Source organism: Candidatus Dormiibacter sp. (assembly GCF_050999135.1).
Lineage (GTDB): Bacteria > Chloroflexota > Dormibacteria > Dormibacterales > Dormibacteraceae > Dormiibacter > Dormiibacter spiritus.
This window is the reverse complement of sequence record NZ_JBPCPN010000027.1, coordinates 70,593-87,661: the sequence shown is the minus strand read 5'-3', so window position 1 is coordinate 87,661 and position 17,069 is coordinate 70,593. Positions and strand designations below refer to the sequence as shown.

15 protein-coding genes are annotated in these 17,069 nt (G+C 66.3%); 14 read left to right on the top strand and 1 reads right to left on the bottom strand.

Translation table 11 applies throughout. The features are described 5' to 3' along the window. The first annotated feature begins 52 nt into the window (after positions 1-52). From topA to ispG, 10 genes are all read left to right on the top strand, one after another. Positions 53-2,338 (top strand): type I DNA topoisomerase, encoded by a 2,286-nt coding sequence (topA, locus tag ACR2MZ_RS07205; protein WP_434004382.1) that lies wholly within the window; start codon positions 53-55, stop codon positions 2,336-2,338. Positions 2,339-2,552: 214 nt separating this feature from the next. Further along, positions 2,553-3,395 (top strand): 30S ribosomal protein S2, encoded by an 843-nt coding sequence (gene rpsB, locus ACR2MZ_RS07200; protein ID WP_434004381.1) that lies wholly within the window; start codon positions 2,553-2,555, stop codon positions 3,393-3,395. Continuing rightward, positions 3,392-4,006 carry a translation elongation factor Ts gene (tsf, locus tag ACR2MZ_RS07195; protein WP_434004380.1) on the top strand — a complete coding sequence of 205 codons (615 nt, stop codon included), beginning with the start codon at positions 3,392-3,394 and terminating at the stop codon, positions 4,004-4,006. The genes rpsB and tsf overlap by 4 nt, the downstream gene beginning before the upstream one ends. Before the next feature lies 1 nt (position 4,007). Beyond that, positions 4,008-4,778: a UMP kinase gene (gene pyrH, locus ACR2MZ_RS07190; protein ID WP_434004379.1), complete on the top strand. Its 771-nt coding sequence runs from the start codon at positions 4,008-4,010 to the stop codon at positions 4,776-4,778. 3 nt (positions 4,779-4,781) lie between these two features. Beyond that, positions 4,782-5,342, top strand: coding sequence for a ribosome recycling factor (frr, locus tag ACR2MZ_RS07185; RefSeq protein ID WP_434004378.1), 561 nt, complete (start codon positions 4,782-4,784; stop codon positions 5,340-5,342). Positions 5,343-5,782: 440 nt separating this feature from the next. Next, entirely contained in the window at positions 5,783-6,511 is a 729-nt protein-coding gene (gene uppS / locus ACR2MZ_RS07180) for a polyprenyl diphosphate synthase (RefSeq protein WP_434004377.1), read from the top strand. A gap of 68 nt (positions 6,512-6,579) precedes the next feature. Next, positions 6,580-7,365, top strand: a complete 786-nt coding sequence (locus ACR2MZ_RS07175) for a phosphatidate cytidylyltransferase (protein ID WP_434004376.1) — start codon at positions 6,580-6,582, stop codon at positions 7,363-7,365. Next, a complete protein-coding gene (gene dxr, locus ACR2MZ_RS07170; RefSeq protein ID WP_434004375.1) occupies positions 7,362-8,459 on the top strand; it encodes a 1-deoxy-D-xylulose-5-phosphate reductoisomerase in 1,098 nt (365 codons plus the stop codon). Before ACR2MZ_RS07175 ends, dxr begins: the two co-directional genes overlap by 4 nt. 22 nt (positions 8,460-8,481) lie before the next feature. Continuing rightward, a complete protein-coding gene (locus ACR2MZ_RS07165) occupies positions 8,482-9,546 on the top strand; it encodes a M50 family metallopeptidase (RefSeq protein WP_434004374.1) in 1,065 nt (354 codons plus the stop codon). Next, a complete protein-coding gene (gene ispG, locus ACR2MZ_RS07160; RefSeq protein ID WP_434004373.1) occupies positions 9,543-10,700 on the top strand; it encodes a flavodoxin-dependent (E)-4-hydroxy-3-methylbut-2-enyl-diphosphate synthase in 1,158 nt (385 codons plus the stop codon). The genes ACR2MZ_RS07165 and ispG overlap by 4 nt, the downstream gene beginning before the upstream one ends. Positions 10,701-10,754: 54 nt before the next feature. On the opposite strand, the gene ACR2MZ_RS07155 is transcribed toward ispG, so the two are convergent. Continuing rightward, positions 10,755-11,174 carry a hypothetical protein gene (locus ACR2MZ_RS07155; protein WP_434004372.1) on the bottom strand — a complete coding sequence of 140 codons (420 nt, stop codon included), beginning with the start codon at positions 11,172-11,174 and terminating at the stop codon, positions 10,755-10,757. A 150-nt stretch (positions 11,175-11,324) separates the two neighbouring features. On the opposite strand from ACR2MZ_RS07155, the gene proS reads away from it, so the two are divergent. From proS to ACR2MZ_RS07135, 4 genes are all read left to right on the top strand, one after another. Next, complete coding sequence (gene proS / locus ACR2MZ_RS07150) at positions 11,325-12,782, top strand: proline--tRNA ligase (protein ID WP_434004371.1); 1,458 nt, start codon at positions 11,325-11,327, stop codon at positions 12,780-12,782. Positions 12,783-12,947: 165 nt separating this feature from the next. Beyond that, on the top strand, positions 12,948-14,189 hold the full coding sequence (locus tag ACR2MZ_RS07145; RefSeq protein ID WP_434004370.1) for a DEAD/DEAH box helicase: 1,242 nt from the start codon (positions 12,948-12,950) through the stop codon (positions 14,187-14,189). Between the two features lie 79 nt (positions 14,190-14,268). Further along, positions 14,269-16,398 (top strand): RelA/SpoT family protein, encoded by a 2,130-nt coding sequence (locus ACR2MZ_RS07140; RefSeq protein WP_434004369.1) that lies wholly within the window; start codon positions 14,269-14,271, stop codon positions 16,396-16,398. Positions 16,399-16,407: 9 nt separating this feature from the next. Further along, positions 16,408-17,043, top strand: a complete 636-nt coding sequence (locus tag ACR2MZ_RS07135; RefSeq protein WP_434004368.1) for an MBL fold metallo-hydrolase — start codon at positions 16,408-16,410, stop codon at positions 17,041-17,043. Positions 17,044-17,069 lie beyond the last annotated feature (26 nt).

Here is a 17,069-nt window from a genome sequence, read left to right as displayed (position 1 = left end):
CTACTGTCCGGAAGCGGAACAAACCGCCCGGCGGCATTGTAGATAGGAAGCTGTGGCACCAGGTCTGATCATCGTCGAGTCTCCCGCGAAGGCCAGGACGCTCAAGCGTTTTCTGGGCGATCGCTTCGACGTGCTTGCTTCCATGGGCCACGTCCGAGACCTGCCGGGTAAGGACCTGGCGGTCGACATCGAGGATAACTTTCGGCCCCGCTACGAGGTGGTGGACAGCCGCAAGCAGGTGCTGAGCGAGCTGAAGAAGGCCGCCGGCAAGCGCAGCGATGTGATCCTGGCCTCCGATCCTGACCGCGAGGGCGAGGCCATTGCCTGGCATCTGTGTGAGGTGCTCAAGCTCCGCTCCCCGCGGCGGATCGAGTTCCACGAGATCACCGACGCCGCCGTCAACAACGCGTTGGCGCACCCGCGAGAGATCGACATGCGGCTGGTCAACGCCCAGCAAGCCCGGCGGGTGGTAGACCGCCTGGTCGGCTACCGGCTCAGCCCCTTCCTCTGGCGGCGGGTCCAGAAGGGCATAGGCGCCGGGCGTGTTCAGTCGGTGGCACTCCGCCTGGTGGTGGACAGAGAGAACGACATCCGCCGCTTCGTGGCAGAAGAGTCGTGGACGGTTGACGCGCTTTTGAGCCAGGCAGGCTCCGAGCAGCGTTTCAAAGCCCGCCTGCACCGGCGGCTGGCTGAGCCCGAGGTCAAGCTCGAGCTCAAGACGGAGGCCGAGGCGCTGGCGGCCGCCGCTGAGCTGGCGGGGGCGGAGTACCGGGTCGCGGGGGTGGAGCGCCGGCAGCGCGCCAAGAGCGCGCCGGCGCCCTACATCACTTCCACGCTGCAGCAGGAGGCCTCCAGCCGCCTTCGCTTCGCGCCCAAGCGCACCATGCGGCTCGCCCAAGAACTGTATGAGGGCGTCGATCTGGGCGCCGAGGGCGCTACGGGCCTGATCACCTACATGCGGACCGACTCCACTCGCGTTTCCGAGGAAGCCGAGAAGAAGGCGAAAACCTGGATCAGGGCCAATGCGGGCGAGAAGTACCTGGGCAAGCCCCGCCAGGAGAAGAGCCGGCCGGGCGCTCAGGACGCCCATGAGGCGATCCGTCCGACCGATCCAGGCCGGCGCCCGGAGGACGTGCGCCAGCACCTGAGTGGAGACCAGTACCGCGTCTATGACCTCATCTGGCGTCGCTTCATCGCAAGCCGGATGGCGCCTGCCCAGTACGCCCTCACCACGGCGGAGGTCGAGGCAGGCGCGTTCGGACTGCGGGCGAGCGGCTCGGTCCTCACTTTCGATGGCTTCTACCGCGTCTGGCAGCGCGGCGAGGATGATGAGGACGGACAGCTGCCTGACCTGAAGCAGGGCGAGCGGCTGGACTTCCACCAGCTGCTGCCCGAGCAGCACTTCACGCAGCCGCCCCCGCGCTACACGGAGGCCACGCTCATCAACGAGCTGGAGAAGCGCGGAATCGGCCGTCCTTCGACATACGCCAGCATCGTGGCCACCATCCAGGACCACACATATGTGGAGCAGAAGGAGCGAAGGCTCCACCCGACAGCGCTGGGTGAAGGCGTGAACCGGATAATGGTCGAGCACTTCGCCGAGATCGTGGACGACCGCTACACGGCCGCCATGGAGGAGCGCCTGGACGAGGTCGAGGCCGGCCGCCGGGAATGGGTGCCAGTCGTGGGTGACTTCTTTGGCCCGCTGGAACGGATGTTGGGCAAGGCCTCGGAGGCCATGCCCAGTGCGACAGGTGAGGAGTGTCCTGAGTGCCACGAGGGCCAGCTCGTCCTGCGGGCAAGCCGGTTCGGTCCGTTCAAGGGCTGCTCCCGATACCCCAAGTGCAAGTACCGGCAGGCGACCTTGCCTGGCGGCGAAGCCCCTCAGCCCAAGCTGCTGGCGGAGGCCTGCCCGGAGTGCGGCCGGCCGCTGCAGCTGCGGACGGGGCGCTACGGCGAGTTCGTTGGCTGCTCCGGCTACCCCGAGTGCAAGTACATCCGGCGCGACACTGATCCCAGCCAGAACAAGCCGACCGGGGAGAAGTGTCCCGAGTGCGGCGAGGGCGAGCTGATCGAGCGCAAGGGCCGTTTCGGCCAGTTCCTCTCCTGCAGCCGCTACCCGGACTGCAAGTACAGGCGGAACGCGGCCCGGGCGGCAGGCGCCAAGACGGCCTCCGAGCCCAAACTGCTGAGCGAGACCTGCCCCCTCTGCGGCAAGCCGATGGCGGAGCGGCAGGGTCGCTTCGGTCCCTTCAAGTCGTGCAGCGACTATCCCCGCTGCAAAGGGCCGCAGAAGGCAGCCGGCCCCCGGCTGCGCCGCGAGAAGGTCAAGGTCTGACGGAGTAGGGAAGGCAGTCCGCTGCCTTTCCGGCCGCCGCTGCTGGGCCAGAGGCTGAAAGCGCCGCAGCCGCGGATGGTGTTGCAGGGTTGCGTAGAATCGGCAGAGCCGGTGCGGCCCTCGGGCCGGCCGAGTAACACACGCACGTCCCTTTCAGACCCCTGCCGGTGCGATCCGGACGGTGGGCGGGCGGAGGCAACAGGAGGTCTTGTCGATGTCTCAGGTCTCTTTGAAACAGCTGCTGGAGGCTGGCGTGCACTTCGGCCACCAGACCAGCCGCTGGAATCCCAAGATGCGGCAGTACATCTTCACTGCCCGCAACGGACTTCACATCATCGACCTGCAGCAGACTGTGAAGCTGCTCGACGTGGCGCTCGACTTCGTGAAGAGCGTGGCTGCGTCCGGCCGCCCGGTCCTGTTTGTAGGCACGAAGAAGCAAGCGCAGGAGACCATCCAGACGGAAGCGGCTCGCTGCGGCATGTTCTTCGTCAACCGCCGCTGGATGGGTGGCATGCTCACCAACTTCAGCACTGTCAAGAAGCGGATCGACAGGCTGCAGCAGCTGCGCAAGATGCAGCAGTCAGGCCAGTTCGAAAGCCTCAACAAGAAGGAGGCCAAGAAACTGCAGGACGAGCTGGATCGCCTGATGTATCACTTTGACGGCATAGCTGACATGAAGAGGCTGCCGGGCGCGGTCTTCGTGGTGGACCCGCGCAAGGAGCACATAGCCGTGCTGGAGTCCAACCGGCTCAAGATCCCGGTGGTGGCGATCACCGACTCCAACTGCGACCCGGACCTGATCGACAAGGTGATCCCCGGCAACGACGACGCGATCCGGGCTGTGAAGCTGCTCACGAGCAAGATGGCTGACGCCTGCTTGGAGGGCCGCCAGCTGGCCATCGAGCGCGGCGCCGACCTGCCCCCGATGGAGGAGCGGGAGTTCCTGGAGCCGACTCGCTACGAGCTGCTCGAGGAGTACATGGACGACGAGGAGGAGTATCTCCCCGACGTGAGCGAGGACGAGTTCGTGAGCACCGGCGAGGAGGTGCGCGCATGATCGACATCTCGCTGGAGCGCGTGAAGCAGCTGCGAGACATGACAGGCGCCGGCATGATGGACTGCAAGAAAGCGCTTGAGGATGCCCAGGGCGACCTTGACAGGGCGGTGGTGATCTTGCGCGAGCGCGGCATCGCCAAGGCAGCCAAGCGCGCGGATCGCGTCACCTCCAACGGCGTGGTCGAGGCCTACCTGCATCGAACAAGTGAGGACTACCCGCCCCAGATCGGCGCGCTGATCGAACTGAACTGTGAGAGCGACTTCGTCGCCAAGGGCACGGATTTCCGCACTCTCGCCCGGGAGCTCGCGATGCACGTGGCGGCGGCCGCGCCCCGCTGGGTGAGCCGGGACGAGGTGCCTAGCGAGCTGGTCGAGCAGGAGCGGACGCTCTATCAGCTGAGAGCCGAGCAGGACGGCAAGCCCGCCCAAGCCATCCCGAAAATCGTCGCGGGCCAGCTGGAGGCGTTCTACAAGGACTCCTGCCTGCTGGACCAGCCCTACATGCGCGACCCCGCCACTCCTGTGAGAGAGCTGGTGGCCTCGGCCGTGGCCAAGCTGCAGGAGAACATAACGGTGCGCCGCTTCCAGCGGTTCAGCATCAAAGAGGGCTAGCTTGACCTCAGGGACACCGCGTTGGCGGCGCGTGCTGCTGAAGCTCAGTGGTGAAGCGCTCGGCGGTCGGAAGGAGTACGGCTTCGACTTCCAGGTGGTCAGCGTCATCGCAGAGCAGGTCGCCCGCGTGCACCAGCTTGGGGTCGAAGTGGCCCTGGTGGTCGGCGGCGGCAACATCTTTCGCGGGCGCCACGCGGAGGAGGGAGGCTTCGACCGCGCGACCGGCGACTACATGGGAATGCTGGCCACGGTGATCAACGCCCTCGCCCTGCAGGAGGGCCTTGAGAAGGTGGGCCTGCATGCGCGGACCATGACCGCCATCCAGATGCCGCAGGTGGCCGAGCCCTACATCCGGCGCCGAGGTATCCGGCATCTCGAAAAAGGTCGGGTGATCATCCTGGCCGGCGGCAGCGGCAATCCCTACTTCACGACTGACACTACTGCCGCCCTCCGAGCTGTCGAGTTGGAGGCGGAGGTGGTGCTGAAGGCAACCAAGGTGGACGGCATCTACTCAGCCGATCCTCTGCGGGAGCCCAGCGCCGAGAGATTTCAGCGACTCGATTACCTGGAGGTTCTGAACCGAGGGATCGAGGTGATGGACAACACGGCTCTGACCCTCTGTATGGACAACGGCGTGCCCATCATTGTCTTCGATCTGCTTCAGGCCGGGAACCTGGAGCGCGTGATTCGGGGCGAAAACATCGGCACCTTCGTCGGAGCGCCGGGGTCGCGAGTAGAACCATCGACGGCAGCGACCACGGGAGGACATTGAGCCATGGCCGTAGACGGCATCCTGAAAGACGCCGAGGCCAAGATGGGCCGCTCGCTCGAGCACCTGGAACATGAGCTGCTGACGATCAGGACCGGGCGGGCGAACCCTGCTCTGCTGGACAGGGTCCAGGTTCCCTATTACGGCACCCTCACGCCGTTGAACCAGCTCGCCCAGATCTCCAGCCCGGAAGCGCGCCTGCTGGTGGTCCAGGTCTACGACCGCGGCCAGCTGGGAGTGACCGAGAAGGCCATTCGCGAGTCGGGCCTCGGTCTGAACCCCGCCAACGACGGTCAGCTCATCCGGGTGCCCATCCCGCCGCTCACTGAGGAGCGCCGCCGGGAGTACGTCAAGATGGCCAAACAGCGGGCGGAGGAAGCGCGGGTGGCTGTGCGAAACATCCGCCGCGAGGAACTGCACAGGGTCCAGGCGGAGGAAAAGGCGGGGGAGATCGCCGAGGATCAGGCGCGCCGCGCCGGCGAGCGTCTGCAGAAGCTCACCGACACGTACGTGGCGAAGATCGAGGGTATCGCCCAGCGCAAGGAAGCCGAGGTAATGGAGGTCTGAAGAGTTGGAGCAAGGGGAGGCAGGCCTCCCCTTCCAGAACCCCTCCCGGCCGCGCATGGATGTCGGCTGGTTGTCCAGGCCGCGTGTACCCCACTCGACAGTTTGTTCTGATCGACGCCGACGCTGGGATCCGGCCGGGATGAACCCGGCCTGTCGACCTGACGCGCGACCAGGCCAGCATGGCTCGAGGGAGAGATGGAGCAAGGGGAGGCAGGCCTCCCCTTCCAGAACCCCTCCCAGCCGGGCCTGGATGTCGGCTGGTTGCCCGGGCCGGGCCGCGTGCTCCCCAATCGACAGCTTGTCTCTGATCGTCGCGGACGCTGGGATCCGGCCGGGATGAACCCGGCCTGTCGACCTGACGCGCGACCAAGCCAGCCTGGCTCGAGGGAGAGGAAAGGCAGTCCACTAGCACAGCCGACCGCGGCGCTGAAGCGGCCACTGTGACGGAGCGGGCGGCGGACGGAGTGCCGCGCCACGTGGGGATCATCATGGACGGCAACGGGCGCTGGGCACGGCGCCACAACCGCCCCCACACGTTCGGCCATCGAGCTGGCGTGCGGGCCATCAAGAAGGTGATGTATGCCTGCGAATCGATGGGGATCGAGATCCTCAGCATCTACGTCTTCTCGACTGAGAACTGGGCGCGGCCGCGGGCCGAGGTGCGAGCGCTCATGCGCCTCTTCCACGAGGCCATCCAGCGCGAGTTCGAGGAGCTGAATCAGCGCGGCATCAGGATAGTTGTCAGCGGCCGGCGCCTAGAGCTCTCGCAGCGCATGCAGGAACGCATAGATGACGCCGAGCTGCGTACCGCTGGCAACCGGCAGGGCGTCCTCAACGTCTGCCTGAACTATGGCGGCCGGGCGGAGCTGGTGGACTCCATGCGGGCGCTGGCGGCGGAGGGTATCGCCGCCTCCGACATCGACGAGAACGCCATAGCAGGGCACCTCTATCACCCGGAGCTGCCCGAACCCGACCTCATCATCAGGACTGCGGGGGAGCGCCGTATCAGCAACTTTCTGCTCTGGCAGGCAGCTTATGCCGAGATGTACTTCACTGACACGCTCTGGCCGGACTTCGACGAAGAGGATCTGGCCCGCGCGGTGGCCGACTTCTCGACCCGGGTCAGGCGGTTCGGTGGCCGGCCGGATAGGGCGGCGGCGGAGGGATGACCACCACGGCTGCCCCGGGCGGATCGGGGGCGAGCCGGCGCCCGCGCAGCCAGCTTCTGATTCGAACCTTGAGCGGCCTCCTCATTTTGGCGATCGTGGTGGTGCTGGTGGCCGTCGGGAGGCCGGGCCTCTGGCTGTTGGCGGCGGTGCTGGGCGGTATCTCGATCTGGGAGTTCCGCCGCCTCTCCGGCCTGATCGGACACCAGGCGCCGCTCTGGCTGCTCTACCCGCTGGCGGCCTACTTCGCTCTGAGCGGGACCGTCCTGAAGCCGGTGCCGGTGCTTGCGGTGCTGGCGGGCGCCCTGGTCGCGGGCCTGACAGCTCTGCTCTTCCTGCCACCGCGCCGGGACGGCCTCGGCCGCTGGGCGTTCGCCTTGGCGGGCGCCCTCTACGTGGGCCTACCCTTCAACTACTACCTGCAGCTCTATGAGGCGCACGCGGGATTCGTCGGCCAGCTCTGGCTGGTGGCCGTCATCTCGACGGTGGTCGTCAGCGACAGCGCCGCCTACCTGATCGGCCGAGCCCTCGGCCGACATCCTTTCTTCCCTGCGATCAGTCCCAAGAAGACCTGGGAGGGTGCCATCGCGGGAGTCGTCTTCTGCGCCCCCGTCATGGGCCTGGCTGGGGCGCTACTGCTGCACATCGGCCCCTGGCACGGCATCGCGCTCGGCCTGCTGGTCGGGCTGAGCGCCGAGTTCGGCGATCTGGTCGAGTCGCAGCTCAAGCGGCTGGCAGGGGTCAAGGACTCCTCGCAGCTGATTCCCGGGCATGGCGGCTTGCTCGACCGATTGGATTCGATCTTCTTCCCCCCGATTGTGGTCTACCTCTACCTGCAGGCGCAGGGGCTGCTGTGACCGGGCGGGTGCAGCGCATAGCCATCCTGGGCGCGACCGGCTCCGTCGGCAGCCAGGCCCTTCAGGTTATCGACCGCTATCCCGACCGTTTCCAGCTGCTGGGCCTCGTGTGCGGCCGGCGGCCGGCGCCGCGGCCGGCGGAGGTCATCATTGCGGGCGGCGAGCCTGATTTCGACGCCCGCCTCGAAGCGCTGGTGACCGATTCTCGCTGCGACATAGTGCTGGTGGCGATCCCGGGCGCCGTTTCACTGAGGCCCACCCTGGCCGCCCTGGCGGCCGGCAAGACAGTCGCGATCGCGAGCAAGGAGGTCCTGGTGATGGCTGGTCAGGCGGTCATGGCGGCCGTGGGACGGCCGGATCAGCTGCGCCCGGTGGATTCCGAACACTCAGCGCTCTGGCAGTGCCTCTGGGGTGAGAGCCCCGCCAGCGTCTCCCGCCTGCTGCTCACCGCCAGCGGAGGCCCGTTCTGGAGCCGGCCCGAGCTCGAGCTCGAGCAGGTAACTGTGGCAGAGGCGTTGAAGCACCCGCGCTGGTCGATGGGACCCAAGGTGACCGTCGACTCCGCCACGCTGATGAACAAGGGGCTGGAGTTGATCGAGGCCCATCACCTATTTCAGGTGGGTCTGGCAGGGATAGACGTGGTCATCCACCCGCAGAGCGTCGTGCATTCGCTGGTCGAGTTCGTGGACGGTTCCCTCAAGGCGCAGCTGGGAAATCCTGACATGCGGCTGCCGATCGGCCTTGCCCTCGCCTACCCAGAGCGGCTGCCGGGCGTGGTCGAGCCGACCCGGCTGGACAGCCTCGAGAGTCTGGCGTTCGAAGCCCTGGACAGCCAGCGCTTCCCAGCTGTCGAGCTCTGCCGAGAGGCGGCACGCCGCGCCCGCGGTTATCCTGCAGTCCTCAACGCGAGCAACGAGGAGGCGGTGGCAGCGTTTCTCGCCGGCCGCATCGCGTTCACGGGCATCCTGGCTGCCGTGGAGTCGGCCCTGGCCGCCTGGCCGGGTGGTGGTGGGGAGGACCTGGCGGCCGTCCTGGCGGCTGACACGTTCGCGCGGAATCACTTCCGAGAGCGGCTCGTTAAGGTGAGCACATGACCCAGATGTTGAGGGCTGGCCGGTGAGCGCAGTTTCGCTCTTGATTGGCGTGGTCGCCATCGTCGGCGTCTTCCTGATCCTGGTCATCCCGCACGAGCTCGGTCACTTCAGCCTCGCCAAGCTGGTCAACGTGAGGATCCACGAGTATTCCGTCGGGATGGGACCCCAGCTTTTCTCGTTCCGGCGGGGCGAGACGCTGTACGCCCTCCGCGCTCTGCCCATCGGCGGCTACGTTCGCCTGGCGGGAATGCAGTCGGGGGAATACGAAGACCCGCGGGGTTTCTACAGCGTCCCGGTTTGGAAGAAGCTCCTCATCCTGGTCGCCGGGGCGGTGGTCAACTTCCTGGTCGCCGCCGCCCTGATGACGGGGATCTACCTGACGCAGATCAACAGTGATCCCGGCTTGGTCGATGCAGTCACTGTTGCCGGCGCCGCCCAGCAGGCGGGTTTGCAACCGGGCGACAGGATCCGCGCTGCCGACGGCCAGCCGCTCCAGCGCAGCGACGACCTGCTCAGGATCGAGAACGATCGGCCGGGCCAGCCACTGACCCTCGATGTCGTGCGTCAGAACGGCACCCGCGCCTCGCTCACTGTTCAGCCTGCCTACGACAGCCAGCGCGGCCGCTGGTTGATAGGTGTTTCGCCGCGACCTGTGGTCTCGGTCACCGACGCGGTGGGAGCCGGGGTCAGCTTTCCGGTGCGCATAGTGGCTCTCACGTTCCAGCACTTCGCCGAGCTGTTCAATGGCCAGATCGCCGGTGGCGTCTCCGGCCCCAACGGCGTCACGGGAGCCGTGGGCATCGGCGCCATCACCTACCAGGCGGCCAATCAGTCGCTGCTCAACTACCTGGCGGTCGCGGCCTACTTCTCAGTGGCGCTGGGCATCGCCAACCTGCTGCCGCTGCCAGCCTTGGACGGCGGCCACATGACAGTGGCGATCGCCGAGGCGCTCCGGCGCAAGCCATTCGATCGGGCCCGGGAGGCGGCGGTGCAGAGGGCGGGCCTGCTCGCGCTGCTAGCCCTCGGTTTGGTGGTCGTCTACCTGGACCTGCAGAGGTTGCTGCTGGGCCAGCTGACGATTCGATGACTCTCGCCGCTCAGCAGGGGCTGGCAACCAGGCGGCGGTCGATCCCCGTCCGGGTGGGTGACGTTGTGGTCGGTGGCGCAGCGCCCATAGCTGTCCAGACGATGACCAAGACCGACACCCGGGATGTGCGGGCGACTCTGAACCAGATCGCCCAGCTCAAGGAGGCCGGCTGCGAGATCGTCCGGCCGGCGGTTATCGACCATCACGCCGCCGAAGCGCTGCGTGAGATAGTGCCCCGCTCGTCGCTGCCCATCATCGCCGACATTCACTACAACCACGAATTGGCCCTGATGGCGATCGCCGCTGGTGTGCATGGACTGCGTCTCAACCCGGGCAACATAGTCGACCCAGACAAGGTCCGGAAGGTTGTGCTGGCAGCCAAGGAGCGGGACATCCCCTTCCGGATCGGAGTCAACGCCGGCTCCTTGCCGGAGGAGGTGCACCGCAATCTGCGAGAGGCGCACGCAATCGACAGGGACGATCGAGTCAGGACGGCTGAGCGCATGGTGGAGGTCGCCCTCGGCCACTGCGAGATCCTGGAGGCGCTCGACTACGGCCCCGGTCACATCAAGGTCTCTCTCAAGGCGACTGACGTCTGGACGAATGTGATGGCCAACCGGCTATTCGCCGAAAAGCGCCCCTATCCCATCCACCTCGGTGTGACCGAGTCGGGACCAGTCGAGGCCGGCAGCATCCGCAGCGCGGTCGGCCTCGGCATCCTGCTCAGCGAAGGCATAGGCGATACCATCCGCGTCTCGCTGGCCACGGCCGATCCGACCGAGGAGATCCGGGTCGGCTACGAGGTGCTGAAGGCGCTCAGCTTTCGTACCCAGAGCGCCACGCTCATCGCCTGTCCGACCTGCGGCCGGCTGGAGTACGACATGGTGCCCACCGTCAAGGCGGTCGAGGCGCACATGGCGAAGATCAAGGTTCCCATCACTGTCGCGGTCATGGGCTGCGTGGTGAACGGGCCGGCGGAAGCCCGCCACGCCGACATCGGCGTAACCGGCGGCCGGGGCAAGGGCGTCATCTTCAAAAAGGGAGTGCTTTGGAAGACGGTGCCGCAGGCTGAGCTGCTCTCCGTGCTGCTGGCTGAGATCGACGCACTGGCCGCTGAGCGCGCGGCGCTGGAACCGATCCCCGAGCCGGCGTAACCGGTTCATGAGGCGCCAGTCGCACGGCGGAAGACCCCGCCGCCCCTTACCCGCTTAGCGGCGGCGCACGACCTGGAGCTTCACGCCGGCCAGTAGGCGCTCGAGCTGGGCGCGGTCCCAGAGCGTGGCGTCGGTCTCGAAGGCAAGCTTGTCGTCAGCCTTCAGGAAGCGGTAGGTGGGCAGGAGCAGGCGTCCCTTCGGCTGCAGGACCACCAGCTTCAGCTCCTTCAACCGGCAGCGCCGGCTGAAGATGCCGCGCAGATGAATGAAGCCACCTTCCAGCCCGATCGAGAAGGGTGTCCGCACGACCTCCATCACGGCGTAGGCGCCGGCCGCGACTGTGATCAGCCCGATCACCGCCTGGCCGCCCAGACCCTGCTCGAAGCCGAGCGCCAGCAGCGCAATCCCGGCCAGCCCGACCAGGCCGCGCAGGGCGAGTGCAGCGCGCGTTGGCCGGAGAAGCGTGGGCATCATGAATAATTGAACCTTCCCATGATTGAAGTGAGGAGCGCCAGCAGAGGCGGCCGGGAGGCCCCGGCCCCTACCGAGCCGCGCTGAGCGGCTCCCTCAACCGGCCCTCCGTGCCGTTGGCACGGCTCTCTCACTCACCTGGCAGGACCAACCATGACCGAAACCTACGACGACTCCTTCGTTAAAGAGCTCACCCGGATGTCCGACGACTTCGACCGCTGGTACACGGATGTCGTCCGCAAGGCAGAGCTGGCCGACTACACCCCAGTCCGCGGCTGCATGGTCATCCGGCCCTACGGCTATGCGCTCTGGGAGGGCATCCAGCGCGCTTTCGACGACATGATCAAGTCCAGCGGCCACGAGAACTGGTACTTTCCGCTGCTCATCCCCGAGGAGCTCTTCATGAAGGAAGCGGAGCACGTGGAGGGCTTCACCCCGGAGGTGGCGTGGGTGACCGAGGCTGGCAGCCACGGCAAGCTGGATCAGCGGCTGGCCATCAGGCCAACCAGCGAGACGATCATCGGCACGCTCATGCGGCGCTACGTCCAATCCCACCGGGACCTGCCCAAGCTGACCAACCAGTGGTGCAACGTCGTCCGCTGGGAGCTGCGCACCCGTCTCTTCCTGCGCACCGCCGAGTTCCTCTGGCAGGAGGGCCACACGTTTCATGCCAACGCCGCGGAAGCGATCGAAGAGGTCGATCGCATCCTGGAGTACTACCGCGTCCTGGCGGAGGACTGGTGCGCCATGCCGGTGTTCGCCGGCTGGAAGACGGCCACCGAGAAGTTTCCCGGCGCGGTGCACACCAAGAGCATCGAAGCACTGATGCGAGACGGTCTGACGCTGCAGGCGGCGACCTCGCACTACTTCGGGCAGAACTTCAGCCGCGCCTACGACGTCTCCTTCGCCAACCGGGAGAATGTGCGCGAGTTCTGCTACACGACTTCCTGGGGCGCCACGACCCGGTTGATCGGAGGGCTGGTAATGGCCCACGGCGACGACTTCGGGCTCATCCTGCCGCCGAAGCTGGCGCCGGTTCAGGTTGTCGTGGTCCCCATCTACCGGACCGACGAGGCGCACCGTGAGGTGGCTGACTTCATCGCCGGCTGGGAGCCGGAGGTTCGAGCCGCCGGCATCCGCCTCAAGGTCGACTGGAGCGATGAAAGGCCCGGCGCCAAATACAACCAATGGGAGCTGAAGGGCGTGCCGCTACGGCTGGAGGTTGGGTCGCGCGAGGTGGCGGCGGGAGAGGTGAGGGTCGTCGACCGGCTGACCCGAGAGAAGCGGCAGCTCGGTGTCAACGCTCTGGGCGAGCAGCTCTCCGCGGAGCTTAGCGCCTTTCAGGCGGCGCTCTACCAGCGGGCGCTGGAGTTTCGGCAGGCGAACACTGCGGTGGTGAAAAGCCTGGCTGAGCTGGTCGAGCATTTCAGGACCCGGGCGGGCTACGTCAGTGCGCCGTGGTGCGGGGAAGCAGACTGCGAGGCGAAGGTCAGGGAGGCCACGGGAGGTGTGAAGAGCAGCAACTATGACCCGGACCGCAAGGCCGAAGGTGAATGCCTGGTCTGCGGCCGCCCCGGCAGGTATCAGATCAACTTCGCCCGTTCCTATTGACCCCGCGCGGATTCGGAACAGCGGAAATCGGGTAAGCTTGAAATCAGTTCGATCACACGGTGGTCGTAGCGCGCATTCTGGGTCCTCTCTCCCCGTCGCTGAACGGTAGTCCTGGTCTCGCCAAAGAACCCCCCAAAGAGAGAGGGACAACCCCAGGAGCACGTTTTGCAGACATTCGCCGAAGCGGGTCTATCGACCCGCACCCTGACAGCGCTCAGCGCTCAGGAAATCGAGATTCCCGTCCCCGTCCAAGTCGAGGCCTTGCCCGCCATCCTGCGCGGCGAGGACTGCGTCATCGAAGCGCCCACCGGGTCGGGCAAAACGCTCGCCTACCTGCTCCCGCTGGTGGAGGGCATCGGCGCTCAGCGGACAGGTCCGCGGGCGCTCATCGTGTCACCCACCCGAGAGCTGGCGCTCCAGATCGCCGAAGTGCTGGAAACGCTTGACCATGGAGTCAGGCTGGCCACGCTGTACGGAGGCGTCGGCTACGCGACCCAGACCAACGCCTTGAAGAAGGGCGTGGATGTGGTCATCGGCACGCCTGGACGACTCCTGGACATGATCGGCAAGAAGCTCCTCAGCTTGAGCCGGGTCGAGTACCTGGTGCTGGACGAGGCGGATGAGATGCTGGACGCGGGCTTCGCGCCAGATGTCGAGCGGATCATCGGCATGACCTACAACCCGCAGACGGTCCTCGCCTCCGCCACGATGCCTGAGTGGGTGGAGAGGCTGATCTCAAAGCACCTCCAGGACCCGGTCAGGGTCAAGGTGGCGGCCACAGCTGAGGACAACACCCTGGAGCACGGCTTGGTCCAGGTGGAACGGGCCAACCGGTTGCGAGTGCTGGGCCAGCTCCTGCAGCAGCTGCAGGGAACTGCCATAGTCTTCGGGCGCACCAAGCACGGCGTCCACGACCTGGCCCGCGACCTGCGCCGCATGGGCATCGACTGCGCGGAGCTGCAGGGCAACCTGTCCCAGAACGCTCGCGACAGGGCAATGGCCGCGTTCCGCGACAAGCGCACGCCTGTGCTCGTTGCGACCAACGTCGCCGCGCGGGGCCTGGATGTGAGCGCTGTGACGCTGGTTGTCAACTTCGAGCTGCCTGACACGCCGCAGTGGCTGACCCACCGCATCGGGCGCACTGCTCGGATGGGCGAGAAGGGCTGGGCGGTCACGTTCCTCTCGCCCGAGGACCATCCCCGCTGGCGGAAGCTGCAGCATCTGGGCGCGCCCAAGCTGCCGGTGCTGGATGTCGATCATCTGCTGGACGAGGGCGGCTGGCGCTACCACGAAGGGCGACCGGAGCCGGCCGTGAGCGAGAATCGCATCCAGCGGCCCACCGGCCATAACGCCCGGCGCGGGCGCTGGCAGCCGCGACGGCCCGGCCGCTCCTCCACCACGCGCTAGCGCTTCCCATGGCGTTTTCCTCGCGTGACACTCAAACTCGCGAGGAAAGTTTGCGGCCGTTTGGTATGAACCAACTACCGTGAGCATCTCGGAGCTGCTGCGCCTGACCGAGCACCTACCGCCCGCCGACCGGGAGGTGGTCGAGCGGGCTTACGAGCGTGCCGTGGACGCCCATGCCGGCCAGCACCGGCTCTCGGGCGAAGACTACGTCGAGCATCCGGTCCAAGTGGCCGCCATCCTGGCGGACCTGAAGCTCGACGCCACCACCCTCGCGGCAGCCCTCCTCCACGACACTGTCGAGGACACGCATTTGGGGCTGGAGGAGGTCGGCCGGGAGTTCGGTCCTGATGTCGCCCAGCTGGTCGGGGGAGTGACGAAGCTCTCTCGGATCTCTTTTCGCTCCGACCAGCAGCGCCATGCCGAGAACCTGCGCAAGATGCTGATCGCCATGGCGGAGGACATCCGCGTGGTGCTCATCAAGCTGGCCGATCGGCTGCACAATATGCGGACTCTGGATTCACTGCCGGAAGTCAAGCGCCGGCGGATCGCCCGGGAGACACTCGACATCTACGCTCCGCTGGCCCACCGACTTGGCATCGGCCATATCAAGTGGGAGCTGGAGGATCTCGCCTTCCGAACCCTCGAGCCGGAGTCGTTCCAGGCTGTCGTCGGCCAGCTCAACAGCAAGCGCCAGGACCGCGAGCAGCTGGTGGCCGATCTAGCCGAGATACTGGAGGGAGAGCTGGCCAAGATCGGCATCACCGCCACGCTCTCGGGCCGGCCGAAGCACATCTACTCCATCTGGCAGAAGATGACGAGGGACGTCAAGGACTTCAGCCAGATCTATGACTTGCTGGCGCTGCGGGTTCAAGTTGATTCGGTCAAGGACTGCTACGGCGTGCTGGGCGTTGTGCACTCGCTCTGGAAGCCGCTGCCGGGCCGGTTCAAGGACTACATAGCGATGCCGAAGTCAAACGGCTACCAGTCCCTGCACACCAGTGTGATCTCTCATGGCGGCGAGCCGATCGAGATCCAGATCCGCACCCACGAGATGCATCAGATCGCCGACTACGGGGTCGCAGCACATTGGGCCTACAAGGAGAGGGGCGCGGATCCCCGGCTCGATGCCAAATTGGGCTGGCTGCGAGTGCTGATGGAATGGCAGAAGGAAGTGGTGGACGCCGAGTCCTTCGTCGACGCCGTCAAGATCGATCTCTTTCAGGACGAGGTCTTCGTCTTCTCGCCCAAGGGCGACGTACTCAACCTTCCGGCAGGCTCGACGCCTGTCGACTTCGCCTACCGCATTCACACTGAGGTCGGCCACCGCTGCGTGGGGGGCAAGGTCAACGGCCGCATGGTGCCGCTGGACTACGAGCTCAAGAACGGCGAGATAGTGGAGATCCTGACCGCCAAGGCGCCGCACGGCCCCAGCCGCGATTGGCTGAACTTCGTGAAGAGCGCCTCCGCCCGGGATCGGATCCGGCGCTGGTTCAAGTCCCAGCGGCGGGAGGAGAACGTGGCCAAGGGCCGCGATCTCCTGGAGAAGGAGCTCCACCGCATGCACCGCATCCCTCTGGTTCAGCTGCCGGACGGAAAGCTGGAGGAGATGGCGCAGCACTACAAGTACTCGAGCGCTGACGATTTCCTGGCCGCGATCGGCTATGGCGATGTCTCGCCGCACGCGGTGGTGATGCGCATGGCGCTGACGAGGGGCACCGATGGCGACGAGCTGACCGCCATCCCGCTCATCCCCCAGACCGTGCCGACCCCGAGAGTTCTGGTGCGGGGCGAGAAGGACATCCTGAGCCGCATGGCGCCCTGCTGTCAGCCGGTGCCGGGCGACGCCATCGTCGGCTTCACCACCCGAGGCAGAGGCGTCACAGTCCATCGCCGGGACTGCGTCAACGCAGTCAATGCGCAGGACCCTGAGCGTGTCGTGCCAGTCGACTGGGACGTCGAGGCGACCAGCATCTACCCGGTGGGGATCAAGATCGAGGCCTTTGACAGGACAGGGCTGCTGCGTGACATCGCCACAGTCGTGGCCGAGCAGCGGGTCAACATGTCAGCGGCAGCTGTGCACGTCTACGACGACAAGACGGCTGTGGTCTCCACCACTGTGGAGATCGACTCCTTGGCTCAGCTTTCGCGGCTGATGGAGCGGCTCGAGTCGGTCCGCGACGTCCATACGGTGGCTCGAGAGGCAACCTGAGAGGCGGAGTTGGACAAGTCGCCAAACTTCAAGGTGCTGTCGACGGCGGACGGGAGTTTCGCCACCAATTCCTACCTGGTTCTGGACGAGGCGACGCGCGATGCCGCTGTGATCGACGCCAACCTGGAGCCGGAGTTGATGGTGGAGCTGGTCCAGAACAACGGAGCGAATGTGCGCGGGATTTTGCTCACCCACACGGACGGCGATCACATCGCAGGCCTGCCGCGCTATCGGGAGGCCTTCGGTGAAGTTCCGATCGCGGTCCACGGCACCGAGCTGGCCACGCTCACCGATGGCGTGCCGCTCCGGCGCAACTGGGACCTCGGCCTGGGTACGTTGGAGAACATAAGAGAGCTCATTCCCGGCACGCCATACGCGGTGGGCTCACTCGTATTCGACGTGCTCCACACCCCAGGCCACAGCCCGGGCGGCGTCACGCTGCGGATCGGCAACGCGCTCTTCACAGGGGATGCCCTCTTCGCCGGGTCCATCGGTCGCTCCGACTTCAGCAACTCCGATGGCGAGGCGCTGCTGGCAGGGATCAGGCGCGAGCTCCTCTCCCAGCCCGACGATTTCCTGGTCTTCAGCGGGCACGGTCCGGTCACGACGATCGGCCAGGAGCGCCGCTACAACCCCTTTCTCTAGTCGACCAGGATCGCCCGGGCACAGCT

Bases quoted from the DNA above. Each gene is read 5' to 3' on its own strand.
- frr (WP_434004378.1), top strand. From the start codon at position 4,782: ATGGCCGTAGACGGCATCCTGAAAGACGCCGAGGCCAAGATGGGCCGC.
- ACR2MZ_RS07155 (WP_434004372.1), bottom strand. From the start codon at position 11,174: ATGATGCCCACGCTTCTCCGGCCAACGCGCGCTGCACTCGCCCTGCGC.
- ispG (WP_434004373.1), top strand. From the start codon at position 9,543: ATGACTCTCGCCGCTCAGCAGGGGCTGGCAACCAGGCGGCGGTCGATC.
- tsf (WP_434004380.1), top strand. From the start codon at position 3,392: ATGATCGACATCTCGCTGGAGCGCGTGAAGCAGCTGCGAGACATGACA.
- proS (WP_434004371.1), top strand. From the start codon at position 11,325: ATGACCGAAACCTACGACGACTCCTTCGTTAAAGAGCTCACCCGGATG.
- rpsB (WP_434004381.1), top strand. From the start codon at position 2,553: ATGTCTCAGGTCTCTTTGAAACAGCTGCTGGAGGCTGGCGTGCACTTC.